Consider the following 12,587-nt stretch of genomic DNA (forward strand, 5'->3'; position numbering starts at 1 on the left):
GTCAGCCTTTAAAGCTGGGCGGCAAAGGCGGGCGGGACAAACCAAACATGCGCCAGTACACCCACACGTTGAATATCAACACAATGGGCAGGGCAATCACAATGGCCGACAGGATCAGACCCAGTGCCGGAACTCCAGCAGCAGCATCCCAAATGGTCATCTCGTCCAGGATCAGATAAGGAAAAAAGCTGAACGCCAGGCCCGCCATGACGCAGACCATCACGAACAAGGTCAGCAAGAAAGGCAAGGCAGTGGTGCGATAGCTGCTGTTAATCATGCGCTGCAAGCTCATTTCAATCGACACAAAGCAGCTCAGAATCAGCGCCCACAAGAACAGCACCAGGCCCCAGTATGGGCCATCGCTCCATTTGAGCAGCACGCCGGCATTCACAAAGGCCAGCACCACGGACACTCCGACGGCGCCCGCGGCGAACCAGCGCACGGAACGGCGCCCCCAGTTCACGGCACGCGCGCGTAGCTCACCGGCCTCGCGCATGATCAGCCAGCTCGCCCCCAACAGGCAGTAGGCGGCAATGGCGCAAAACCCCATAAAGACGGAGAACCAGATGTAGCCCGCATCGCTTTGAAAGCCCACTACAACCTGGGCCAGCAGGACGCCATGGGAAAAAGCTGTCAGCCAAGAGCCCAGCGCAAACCCCATTTGCCAACGAGACTGGCGCTCTACCGGGGCGCGCAGCCGGAACTCGAAAGACACGGAGCGGGCAAATACGCCCACGCCCAGAGCACACAGCGGTCCATACAATCCGCCCATTACCGCTCCCCAGGCTTTGGGGAAGGCACAGACAAACAGGCCCAGACCCAGAAACAACCAAAACTCGTTCGCATCGCGCCAAGGGCTGAGCAAAGACAGCATGCGGGGACGCAAGGAGTCCGGTGCCAGCAAGGACAGGCACCCCACCCCGATATCGAACCCATCCAGAACCGTACCGGCTACGATGATCAAAAAGAACAAGGCTAAAAACGCCAGCGGCATCCAGAACGCAGGGTCATGCGCCCCTAGCCCCAGCGCATTTGCAAAGGAATCAATCATGCCCGCCCCCGATGACGTGCAATCGGCACCACGCCAAACCGAACGGCATGTCGCAACTTCTGGAAAAACCCAATCATGCACAGGATGTAGACCGCGCCATACGCCAGTAAGCCCAGGGCTACCGTCAGAACATTTTCACTGCTCTGCACCTGCACCGCCTGAATATCCGTGCCCACCAGATAGGGAAGGAAACCGAGCAAAAGGTAAGCAGCGCCGGCGAGCAACATGACCCAGCCCAGTACCGACGAGACCACCATCACCTGACGCTCTCGATAAGACAGCGAGTGCGGGTCCAGCCCATAGCGCCGAGTACGCAGCAAGACCCACAGCAATACCCCCAGCATCAGGGCTCCTGCCAGCACAGCCAAACGAAAGGACCAGAATGTCAAGGTGACCGGCGGCATGGCCTCGGAAAACTGATCCAGCCCCATCAAAATACCGCTGTCATTGCGTCCCAGCCAGCGCCCACCGGCATGAGTCCAGCGCAGTACGCCCAGTACGCTGTCCTGCATGGCTGAAGGCGCCGCGATCAAAATCAGGTCCGGCTGCGAACCACTTTCCCAATATGCGGCCGCCGCCGCCGCTTTGGCAGGCTGATACTGAGCCGTCATGAATCCATTGCCCACCACAGAACACAACAGCCCAAGCCAGGCCGCCACGCCTAAAAACAGGGCGCTGCGAAATGCCAGACGTTCCTGGTCAGTGACCGGCTTTTGCATGGTCTGGGCACAAGTCACACCCAGCATGAAAAAGGCAACCGTCAGCAAGCTGCCTGCCAGCAAGAGACCGGCGTACCAGGGCAAGGCAGGCGTGCTGAGCACATCAAGCCAATCCATCACCACGTAATGACCGTCGATCACGTCCACCCCCGTGGGCACCTGCATCCACGCCACGATCGCCAGCAGCCAGAACGCCGTCACCGTGACGCCCAACGCCACCATCAGCACAACCAGCGTGTGAACCAGATTGGAGAGCATGCGCTGCGCAAACAGCATCACGCCCAGAAAGCAGGATTTGAAGATAAACAGGGACAGCATGGAAGCGGCCAGCATCGGGCCAATCACATCGCCTACCTGTTCCATCAGCCCCGGCCAGACACTGCCGAACTGAATCAGCACGGGCATGGAGGCGGCAAAGCTTAAAATAAACGCCAGTGCAAACAGACGCACCCAGAACCGGTAGGCTCCCATCCAGGCGCTTGCCTTACTGCCAAAGGTTCTAAGCTTGAAATACAGCAGCACCCAGGCCAATCCCAGCTCCAGGGCCAGAAACAGCAGCATGAATCCCAGGCTGAGGAAGAACTGGGCGTGGGACAAGGAAAGGGCGGAGTGCGTCATAATGAGCGCTAGTGTAGGGTGAATTGGCCTGCAAACGCCACCATACTACCCTAAGTTATTGCCGCAATTCTCAGGGCAAATACCCCTCTAAAACAAGAACGTGGCAAAATGGCCGATTAGTCCGTCGGCTTCTTTATTTCAAACGTGTATGACCTCTGACACCACTCCCGCTCCCGTCTCCAATTTTCTGCGCACGATCATCGACCAGGATCTGAGCGCTGGCCGTTACGCACAAAAATCCTGGGCCGGCCAGCCGGGCCCGGCCAGCACCCAGGAAGGGGCCGCTGTCGATGCCGCGCGCATTCGTACGCGCTTCCCCCCCGAGCCCAACGGCTATTTGCACATTGGGCATGCCAAAAGCATCTGTTTGAACTTCGGACTGGCCAGCGACTACCAGGGGGCCTGCCACCTGCGTTTTGACGACACCAACCCCGAAAAAGAAGAACAGGAGTACGTGGACGCCATTATCGACATGGTCAAATGGCTGGGCTTTGACTGGACCTTCAAAAACGAAGAGAACCTGTACTTTGCCAGCGACTACTTTGATTACATGTACCAATTCGCCGAGGCACTGGTCAACGCCGGCTATGCCTACGTGGACGAGCAAAGCGCCGAGGAAATGCGTGCCAACCGGGGCACCTTGACCGAAAAGGGAGTGAACTCGCGCTGGCGCGACCGCCCCGCCGAGGAATCCATCCGGCTCTTGCGCGAGATGCGCGAGGGCAAGCATCCCGATGGCAGCATGGCCTTGCGTGCCAAGATTGACATGGGCTCGCCCAATATCAATATGCGTGACCCGGTCATGTACCGCATCCGCCACGCCGAACACCATCGCACGGGCAACAAGTGGTGCATTTACCCGATGTACAGCTGGGCTCACCCCGTGGAAGATGCGCTCGAGCGAATCACGCACAGTTTGTGTACTCTGGAATTTGAAGACCAGCGTCCGTTCTACAACTGGATTCTGGAGCGGCTGGTCGAGCTGGGCCAGTTGTCCGAACCCCTGCCCAAGCAGTACGAGTTCTCGCGGCTGAACCTGTCCTATGTGGTCACCAGCAAGCGCAAACTGCGTCAGTTGGTTCAGGAAAACCATGTTTCAGGCTGGGACGACCCCCGCATGCCTACCTTGGCCGGCTTGCGTCGCCGCGGCTACAGTCCCGGAGCCATCCGTCTGTTTACGGACCGCCTGGGCGTATCCAAAGCCGCCCAGCATGTGGATTACAGTCTGCTCGAGCAAGCACTGCGCGATGATCTGGACCCAGTGGCCGATCGCAGCGTGGCGATCCTGGACCCGATCGAACTGATCATTACGAACTACCCGGAAGGGCAAACCGAGCTGTGCCATGCACCGCGCAATCCGCACAATCCGCAAGCCGGACAGCGCGAGTTCCCCTTTTCGGGTCGCCTGTACATCGAGCGCGAGGACTTCAAGGAAGAGCCGCCCAAAAAGTACTTCCGCCTGTTCCCCGGCAATACCGTGCGTCTGAAATACGGCTACGTCGTGCGCTGTACCGGCTGCGTCAAGGACGAGCAAGGCAATGTCACCCAGGTGCTGGCGGAATACCTGCCTGACACCAAAAGTGGCACCCCTGGCGCAGACTCGGTCAAGGTCAAGGGCAATATCACCTGGATCAGTGCCGAACATGCGGTGGCCGCCGAGATTCGTCTCTATGACCGCCTCTTTGCCCATCCTCAGCCCGATGCGGCCGACCAGGACTTTCTGGAGCACATCAACCCTAACTCGCTGCGCGTGATTCAGGGCTGGCTGGAGCCAGGTACCCGGGCGACGCCCGACGCCCGCTGGCAATTTGAACGCCTGGGCTATTTTGTGGCGGATCGTGTCGACTCCACGGCCGAAAAACCCGTTCTTAACCGCACCACGACTCTGAAAGACACCTGGGTCTAAGGCTATTGACGTGAACGATCAGACGTATGCCAAAGGGCCTCAGGCCCTGGATTTCAAAAGTGCCACCTTGTATGCCGTACGGGTGGTGTTGCGTTCGGCCGACACGGCCGAGCAGCTAGCCGCCTTGGCGCAACGCATGAAAGATGCCGGCTCCTTTTTCGAGGACGAACCGGTGGTGATTGATGCCAGCGGCATTGATGCGCCTGTGGACTGGTCAGCCCTGATCGAGGCGCTGCGCCAGCACAAGCTGCACCCGGTAGGCGTCATTGCGCATGCCGATCATGCAGACAACGCCATCGACAGCGGTCTGCCCCAGGTGGAACTGTCCAATCCTCCGGCGCGCCCACAAACACAGGCGGCCCCGGACAAGGAAGTTCCGGTGCTCTCGCAAACAACGACGCAGGAAGCTCCTGCAGCGGCCGCCCCGCCACCGCCGGCTATTGCCCCGGCAGCCCTGACCATCCACCGCCAGTTACGTTCCGGTCAACGGATTTACGCCCGTCACACAGACCTGATCGTCATTGGTGCGGTTAGCCAGGGGGCCGAAGTCGTGGCCGATGGCAATATTCATGTGTATGGTCCACTGCGTGGTAAAGCCATGGCAGGCGCCCGGGGTGACAGCAAGGCACGCATCTTCACGACCGAACTGGACCCGGAGCTGATTGCGATTGCCGGTGTGTACCGCATCATCGAGACCCGGCTGGACGCGCAACTGCGCAACAAGCCGGTCATGGTGACACTGGAAGAAGACACGCTCAGGTTTGATCCCCTGAGCTCCTAGCAGTAACAGGCGCCGGCTTTTGCCGGCGCTTTTTATAAAGAGCAATACACACGCAGCGCTGCCTGGTGGAATCGTTCCCACCCGCCCCTACCCGGTCAGGTTGTGACCGTACCGGGCAGGCTGCTTTTTGCCTGGCTGAGCTGAACCCCGACAAATAGATACGGGCAGGCAAGCAAGCGTGAAAACAAACGTGTAAGCTGACACCGAACAAAGCAATTGATATGTTTTGTTTCTAAGCAGTAGGCTAAGCGGCACAACGGATGTCAACATCAGGCCCGTTATGCTTTACGATTATGTGACTTGAAAAACAAAGGAATCCGATTGTCATGGCGCGTATAGTTGTAGTGACCTCCGGCAAGGGCGGCGTGGGTAAAACCACCACCAGTGCCAGTTTTGCATCTGGTCTTGCGATGCGCGGTCACAAGACCGTGGTCATCGACTTTGACGTCGGCTTGCGCAACCTGGATCTGATCATGGGTTGCGAACGACGCGTGGTGTACGACTTCGTCAATGTGATCCAGGGCGAAGCCACATTGAACCAGGCCTTGATCCGTGACAAGCAGCTGGAAAATCTGTTCATCCTACCCGCTTCCCAGACACGCGACAAAGATGCACTGACCCGCGAAGGCGTGGAAAAGGTGCTCGAAGAGCTCAAGGGCATGGGTTTTGAATACATTGTCTGCGACTCGCCTGCCGGTATCGAAACCGGCGCACTGATGGCCTCCTATTTTGCGGACGATGCCCTGGTAGTGACCAACCCGGAAGTATCCTCGGTGCGCGACTCGGATCGCATTCTGGGGATTTTGGCGGCCAAATCGCGACGTGGTGAGCAAGGCAAAGAACCGATCAAAGAATACTTGCTGTTGACCCGCTACAGCCCCAAACGTGTCTCGGATGGTGAAATGCTGTCCCTGCAAGACGTCGAAGATATCTTGCGTATCAAACTGATTGGCGTGACCCCGGAATCGGAAACCGTACTGCAAGCGTCCAACCAAGGAGTACCTGTTATCCATATCAAGGAAAGTGATGTGTCCCAAGCCTATCAGGACATCGTAGATCGTTACCTGGGTGAAGAGAAACCGTTGCGTTTTGTGGATTACGAAAAGCCAGGTCTGTTCAAGCGCCTGTTCGGAGGAAAGTAATATGTCTTTCCTGTCCTTCCTGCTCGGTCACAAGAAAACGTCGGCAACGGTCGCCAAAGACCGTCTGCAACTAATCCTCATCAACGAACGCGGTCAAGGTGGGGTTGCACCTGACTACTTGCCCCGCTTGCAAAAAGAGCTGGTGGAAGTCATTTCACGTTACGTGAAGATTAATCCCGATGACATCAAGGTGAACCTTGATCGCCAGGACTCGCTGGAAGTGCTGGAAGTCAAAATCGAAATGCCGCAGATCGATGCCAGTGCCATGGAAAACAAATAAAGCGCACCCGGCACACACCATCTTGCTGCTTGAAATGGCCATCCCCTGGGATGGCCATTTTCTTGGCTGTCTGCTTCGCACGGCAACGCGCGTAAAACCCGCCAAACGCCGTCCATCTTGCGGCTAGGTGGCTAATAGATAAGGTACAATTTCGCCTTGGTAATCGGCCAGTTCCGATTTTTCTTCGCGCCAGAGATGGTGGTTAAGGCCATCAAACGCCCATCCAGGCCTGGCTTATTGACCTATGCGGAGGGAATCATGACCGATCTCGGTCAGATGAAACGTCTTGTGCCCGCTCACCCCCAGCTTCCTGTTAGCGCCTATTTCGACCACGCTTTGTTTGAACGTGAACAAGAGCGCATTTTTCAACAGTCCGCCTTGTATGTCGGCCATGAAAAGCTCGTTCCCGAACCCGGCGACTGGCGCACCCTGATTCAGGAAAATGCTGCCCGTACCCTGATACGCAGCCAACACGGCGTAGAACTGCTCTCGAACGTCTGCAGACATCGCCAGGCCCTGATGCTGGGTGGCATGCCAGGCCAGCCCAATCAGGCCAGCCACGGCTCCCTGAGCAGTACAGGCGGCCATATTGTCTGCCCCCTGCACAACTGGACCTACAGTGCCCAGGGTGATTTACTGGCCGCGCCCCGATTCAAGGACAAACCTTGTCTGAACCTGGAACGCTATCCTTTACGCGACTGCCACGGCCTCTTGTTTGAAGGGTCACGGGATCCGGCCCGGGATATGGCGGCCTTGTTCAGCCGGCCAGAATTCGACTTTCAGGACTACGTGCTCGATCATGTCGAAATTCACCAGTGCAACTACAACTGGAAGACCTTTATCGAGGTCTATCTGGAGGACTATCACGTCGCCCCGTTCCATCCCGGCCTGGGCCAGTTCGTCACCTGTGACGATCTGGAATGGGAGTTCAGTGACTGGTACAGCTTGCAGCGTGTGGGCATACACCAGGCCCTGGCCCATCCCGGTTCGCCCACCTACCGCCAATGGCACGACAGTCTGCTGGCCTACCGCCAAGGCGAAGCGCCAGATTTCGGTGCTGTCTGGGTCACTTATTTCCCCACCCACATGATCGAGATCTATCCCCATGTACTGGTACTGTCCACCCTGTACCCAAAGGGCCCACAGGAGACCTTGAACGTGGTGGAGTTTTACTATCCCGAAGAGATCGTGGCTTTTGAACGGGACTTTGTGCATGCACAGCGCGCGGCGTACATGGAAACAGCCGTGGAAGATGACGAGATTGCGGAGCGCATGGATGCCGGACGTCGCGCCCTGATGGAACGAGGAGTCTGCGAAGTGGGCCCCTACCAGTCTCCGCTCGAGGACGGGATGAAACATTTTCACCAGTGGTATAGATCCATGATGGATGAGGACGGCTACCGATAAAGCCTCGAGCTTTTGCTGCGTACCACATAAAAAAAGCCTCAAGGTCGGGATGGATTCCCAGTACCTTGAGGCTTTTGACGCTGGCGAGCGTTTCAGCTCGTCCGGCAAATTTGAGTTTAGCGGTTCTTGCCGATCTGATCGCCGATGACGCCGCCAATCGCAGCCCCACCCACGGTGCCCAGCACACCACCATTTGTAATGACCGCACCGGCCACACCGCCCAGACCCGCGCCCGTTACGGCGCCTTTTTGACGTTTGCTCATCCCATCCCAGGAAGAGCAGCCCGCCATCACGACGGCCAGAACCGTGGCCAAACCCACTTTAGTGATAGTCGTCATATTCATCCGTTAACCTCCGTGAAGTATCCGTGCTCGACACGGCATTAAAGTCTATCTTCACCCTGCGGAGCAAATTAGTCCAGATCCTATTGTTAGGCAACGCAACAGATGTAATTTCGCTAGGAATCCATTTTTTTGATCAGGGCCAGAACTGATTTGAAAGCCGGGTTGGCCGGTGTTTCCAGCCATTCAAACAGGGCCATTTCGGCGCTAACGCGCTCCAATCCATGCATCGCCCAGCGATCCCAGGCTGCCTGCCGGGACTCGGGATGACGCGAGCCCACACAATCGCCGACCAACACGGGTTCATACCCGCGCTCACTCAAACCCAGGCCAGTTTGTAACACACACACGTGAGACTCTGTACCCAGTAACAACACTCGTGGGCGGCCTACCGGCAAGGCAGGCAGGAAATCGGCCTCACGCGTGGCATCAAAGTGCGTTTTATGCAGCACTTTATCAATATGCGGTAGCAGGGAGGCGTCGGTCGGGCCGATTTTCTCAGCCCAATGCTCGGTTGCCAGAACCGGCACCCCTAAAAGGCGAGCCGCCTGTGCCACCTTCCCGGCACGTTCGACCAAGGCTTGGTGGTCTGCAATGGCGGGCAACAGACCCGTTTGCATATCAACAATCAAGACGACGGACTGATGGGCATTGAGCACAGGCATGGCACCTTCCTTATTTCAGGGATTTGTAGCGGATACGACGGGGCTTGGCAGCGTCCTCGCCCAGGCGTTTTTTCTTGTCTGCCTCGTATTCCTGATAGTTGCCGTCAAAGAATACAACCTGCGAATCGCCCTCGAACGCCAGGATATGGGTAGCGATGCGGTCCAGGAACCAGCGATCGTGGCTGATCACCATGACCGAGCCGGCAAACTCCAGCAGAGCATCCTCCAGCGCACGCAAGGTCTCCACATCCAGGTCATTGGAGGGTTCGTCCAGCAGCAACACGTTGCCACCCGCAATCAGCGTCTTGGCCAGGTGCAAACGACCACGCTCCCCGCCCGACAGATTGCCCACAATCTTGTTCTGATCCGCACCCTTGAAGTTAAAGCGCCCCAGATACGCACGCGATGGCATTTCAAAGCGACCCACGGTCAGCAGATCTGCCCCGTCAGCAATCGCATCGAAAACAGTTTTGTCATTTTCCAGCGCATCACGCGACTGGTCGACATACGCCAGCTTGACCGTCTGACCCAGCTTGACCGTACCCGAATCCGGCTGCTCTTTACCAGCCAGCATGCGGAACAAGGTGGATTTACCGGCACCGTTAGGGCCAATAATCCCAACGATGGCACCGGCTGGCACCTTGAAGCTCAGGTTGTCAATCAGCAGACGATCGCCATAGCCCTTGCTGACGTTCTCAAATTCAATCACTTCATTACCCAGACGCTCGGCCACCGGAATAAAGATTTCCTGGGTTTCGTTGCGCTTCTGGTATTCGTGCGAGGACAGTTCCTCGAAGCGGGCCAGACGCGCCTTGGCTTTGGCCTGACGCCCCTTGGGGTTCTGACGTACCCACTCCAGCTCTTTCTTGATGGTGCGCTGACGAGCACTTTCCGAAGCCTCTTCCTGCTTCAGACGATCGTCCTTCTGCTCCAGCCAGGAGCTGTAGTTGCCCTTCCAGGGGATGCCGTGACCACGGTCCAGCTCCAGAATCCACTCGGCGGCGTTATCCAGGAAGTAACGATCGTGGGTTACTGCCACAACGGTGCCGGGGAACTGGCGCAGGAACACTTCCAGCCAGTCCACGCTTTCCGCGTCCAGGTGGTTGGTTGGCTCGTCCAGCAGCAACATGTCGGGCTTGGACAGCAGCAACTGACACAGGGCCACGCGACGCTTTTCACCACCGGACAGGTTTGCAATGGAGGCATCCCAAGGTGGCAGACGCAGCGCATCGGCCGCAATTTCCATCTGGGTTTCGATATCGTCCGCACCGCTGGTCGCGGCGGCCGCAATAATGGATTCCAGCTCGGCCTGCTCGGCGGCCAGAGCGTCAAAGTCCGCATCGGGCTCGGCGTATTCGGCGTAGACCTGTTCCAGACGCTGGCGTGCCTCGAAAACCTGGCCCAGACCGGCCTGCACAGCCTCACGAACCGTGTGCTCTGGATTCAGCTGAGGTTCTTGTGGCAGATAACCGATTTTGATCCCTGCCATGGGGACGGCTTCGCCCTCGATCTCGGTATCTACGCCGGCCATGATCTTGAGCAAGGTGGATTTACCCGAGCCGTTCAGGCCCAGCACACCAATCTTGGCACCTGGAAAGAAAGACAAGGAGATATTGCGCAGAATCTGCCGCTTGGGCGGCACAATCTTGCCCACGCGGTTCATCGAATAAACGTATTGAGCCATATAAACCTAAAAAGGAAAAACAGGTCGTGTTCGGAAAACTGGGATTGTAGGCGTTTGGCGCCCAAAAGGCAGGCTTCTGTCGGACCCAGAACCAAACACCGGGCCTGAGTGCAGGCCTGTCTCGGGTAATATACTCACTTTTGCTGACAATCCAAAAACGCCATGCCCACATCTGACGCCCCCGAACTTGTATTTACCACGGAAGAGATCGAAACCCTGGGTCGCACGGCCGATGCGCTAAGCGCCTATCTGGGCCGGGCTGTGCTGGCCGAGATCGTGGGCGCAGAAGAAACCGGTTTTGAATGGGTCATCTTTGCCATGCCGCTGGACAAAGACGAAGACGAAAACGAATTCACGGTCGTGCAAATAGGCGGCGAACAGGCCCGTATCGTGGGCAACCGCGGTGGGCTGGACCCACAAGACAAAGCCGTCTACGCCTGCCGCTATCTGTGGGCCATTCAGTTGAGCGATGCTGAGCCGGTGCGCTTTATCAAAGTGGACGAAGAGGGCGAAGAAGTGGCCTGGACCGAAACACTGGAAGAGCTCTTGCCCTTTGCGCTGGGCGAGGAAGCCTTTGCCCCCGAAGACGACACCGATGACGAGGACGACGATGATGACAGCACCGAGCCGGGCGTGCATGGTCACACCCTGCACTAATTGCGCTCAGGTCCGTCGCTTGTCACGCAGATAGAGCGCGGCCCCCACCGGCCACATCAGGGCCACCAGCAGATAGGACGCCAGCCCTTCAAGCCCATAGCCTGCTGGTGGTGTACGACCACTGGCCCGCAGGTGTAGCCCAAAGCGGGTGTAACGCGCAGCGGCCATCAAAAACGCCTTGGGTTCGTAGCGAAACCAGGGCAAGCATTTCACCACCGTATCCTGCGCCAGCAGCCACAAACCCAGTGCGTGCTGCTGGCTGGTCTTGCCTTGTACCGACAAAGAGTCGGGACTGTCGTGATAGACGCGGAACACGGTATTCACAAAGCGGTTCTTGTAGCCCGCACGGGCAATCGCCCGCCACACCAGACTTTCAGGTACAAAGCCATCAATTTGATCGGGAAAGGGAAACCTGCGCAGCACGGCGGTACTCAAGCAGCCGAACTTTTCGCCCCGCACGTGGTAGCGAAAGCTTATATCCAAGGCGCTGGCATCGAATACATCTTTGGGAAACATATCGCCCACGACCTTACCGTCAGGACGCACGCACAGGCCGGTAATGCCGGCATAACCTGCCCGCTCCTGCAGGGGAATGTCAGCCCAGATCTGAGCCATATCGTAGAGCGCATTGACCAGCAAGGTGTCATCGCTGTCCAGCGCCACGACCAGCTCGCCTTGTGCCAGGGCCACCCCGTGATTGAAAGCGGCTTTCTTGTGACGGTTTTCCTGCCAGGCATAGCGAATCGGAAAAGGGGCCTGCTGCTGCCAGCCTTGCACCAGCTCCCGGGTGCCGTCAGTGGAGCCGTCATCAACCACCACCCACTCAAAATCCTGGCAAGTTTGTTCACATAAGGAACGATATACCCGCTCCAGCGTATGGGCGCGGTTATAACTCGGTGTCAGGACGGTGAATAAATGACGCCATTCCATGAGCGGATGTCCCCAAAAGATGCCATTACCTGTATTGATTAGGGTTGCAGGCAAGGTTTTATTTTTGCATCACAATGACACCATCATAAGCCAAGCGGGACACGGTGCCGTGCAGTATTCACACCGCCCTGCCCTGGCCGGAAGCAAAACCGGTCACGCACAAAAAAACCACAGGCACGCCTGTGGTTTTTTTGCTGCTGGCGGTGAATGCAGGAAGGAAAACCAGGTTTTCGTCTGCACACTGCCTACGTCAGGCACTTAGACGCGCTTGACTTTTTCCAGCATTTTGAAAACGCCCTTGGGTGCGCGCACAAACAGACGTTTGAATGCTTTACCCAGGCAACGACGCTCCAGCGTGTTGCGGCGAGTGCGTTTGATTTCCGCCATGGTGATCTCCGATCTTAAT

13 protein-coding genes are annotated in these 12,587 nt (G+C 57.4%); 6 read left to right on the plus strand and 7 right to left on the minus strand.

Annotated elements, in window-relative coordinates; genetic code table 11:
• Position 1 precedes the first annotated feature (1 nt).
• Complete coding sequence (locus V6936_RS09815) at positions 2-1,051, minus strand: cytochrome d ubiquinol oxidase subunit II (protein ID WP_003803579.1); 1,050 nt, start codon at positions 1,049-1,051, stop codon at positions 2-4.
• Positions 1,048-2,388 carry a cytochrome ubiquinol oxidase subunit I gene (locus V6936_RS09820; RefSeq protein ID WP_039943741.1) on the minus strand — a complete coding sequence of 447 codons (1,341 nt, stop codon included), beginning with the start codon at positions 2,386-2,388 and terminating at the stop codon, positions 1,048-1,050. The genes V6936_RS09815 and V6936_RS09820 overlap by 4 nt, the downstream gene beginning before the upstream one ends.
• A gap of 148 nt (positions 2,389-2,536) precedes the next feature.
• On the opposite strand from V6936_RS09820, the gene V6936_RS09825 reads away from it, so the two are divergent.
• The 5 genes from V6936_RS09825 (at position 2,537) to V6936_RS09845 (ending at position 7,904) form a co-directional block, all read left to right on the plus strand.
• On the plus strand, positions 2,537-4,294 hold the full coding sequence (locus V6936_RS09825) for a glutamine--tRNA ligase/YqeY domain fusion protein (protein WP_219235698.1): 1,758 nt from the start codon (positions 2,537-2,539) through the stop codon (positions 4,292-4,294).
• 10 nt (positions 4,295-4,304) lie between these two features.
• Entirely contained in the window at positions 4,305-5,075 is a 771-nt protein-coding gene (gene minC, locus V6936_RS09830; protein WP_003803584.1) for a septum site-determining protein MinC, read from the plus strand.
• 326 nt (positions 5,076-5,401) lie between these two features.
• On the plus strand, positions 5,402-6,217 hold the full coding sequence (minD, locus tag V6936_RS09835; protein WP_003803585.1) for a septum site-determining protein MinD: 816 nt from the start codon (positions 5,402-5,404) through the stop codon (positions 6,215-6,217).
• Position 6,218: 1 nt separating this feature from the next.
• Entirely contained in the window at positions 6,219-6,497 is a 279-nt protein-coding gene (minE, locus tag V6936_RS09840; RefSeq protein WP_003803586.1) for a cell division topological specificity factor MinE, read from the plus strand.
• Positions 6,498-6,755: 258 nt separating this feature from the next.
• Positions 6,756-7,904 (plus strand): aromatic ring-hydroxylating oxygenase subunit alpha, encoded by a 1,149-nt coding sequence (locus V6936_RS09845; protein WP_003803587.1) that lies wholly within the window; start codon positions 6,756-6,758, stop codon positions 7,902-7,904.
• A 116-nt stretch (positions 7,905-8,020) separates the two neighbouring features.
• Here V6936_RS09845 and V6936_RS09850 read toward each other — a convergent pair whose 3' ends face one another.
• The 3 genes from V6936_RS09850 to ettA form a co-directional block, all read right to left on the minus strand.
• Positions 8,021-8,248, minus strand: a complete 228-nt coding sequence (locus V6936_RS09850; RefSeq protein ID WP_003803588.1) for a glycine zipper 2TM domain-containing protein — start codon at positions 8,246-8,248, stop codon at positions 8,021-8,023.
• A gap of 113 nt (positions 8,249-8,361) precedes the next feature.
• Positions 8,362-8,910, minus strand: a complete 549-nt coding sequence (locus V6936_RS09855; protein ID WP_003803589.1) for an isochorismatase family protein — start codon at positions 8,908-8,910, stop codon at positions 8,362-8,364.
• A 10-nt stretch (positions 8,911-8,920) separates the two neighbouring features.
• Positions 8,921-10,594 carry an energy-dependent translational throttle protein EttA gene (gene ettA, locus V6936_RS09860; RefSeq protein WP_003803590.1) on the minus strand — a complete coding sequence of 558 codons (1,674 nt, stop codon included), beginning with the start codon at positions 10,592-10,594 and terminating at the stop codon, positions 8,921-8,923.
• Positions 10,595-10,756: 162 nt separating this feature from the next.
• On the opposite strand from ettA, the gene V6936_RS09865 reads away from it, so the two are divergent.
• Positions 10,757-11,251, plus strand: a complete 495-nt coding sequence (locus V6936_RS09865; RefSeq protein WP_219235696.1) for a hypothetical protein — start codon at positions 10,757-10,759, stop codon at positions 11,249-11,251.
• 6 nt (positions 11,252-11,257) lie between these two features.
• Here V6936_RS09865 and V6936_RS09870 read toward each other — a convergent pair whose 3' ends face one another.
• The gene (locus tag V6936_RS09870; protein WP_003803593.1) at positions 11,258-12,181 is read right to left on the minus strand and encodes a glycosyltransferase family 2 protein; all 924 of its coding nucleotides are present in this window, start codon (positions 12,179-12,181) and stop codon (positions 11,258-11,260) included.
• A 258-nt stretch (positions 12,182-12,439) separates the two neighbouring features.
• Positions 12,440-12,568: a hypothetical protein gene (locus tag V6936_RS09875; protein ID WP_003803595.1), complete on the minus strand. Its 129-nt coding sequence runs from the start codon at positions 12,566-12,568 to the stop codon at positions 12,440-12,442.
• Positions 12,569-12,587 lie beyond the last annotated feature (19 nt).

The organism is Alcaligenes sp. CHO6 (genome assembly GCF_037120595.1).
Lineage (GTDB): Bacteria > Pseudomonadota > Gammaproteobacteria > Burkholderiales > Burkholderiaceae_B > Alcaligenes > Alcaligenes ammonioxydans.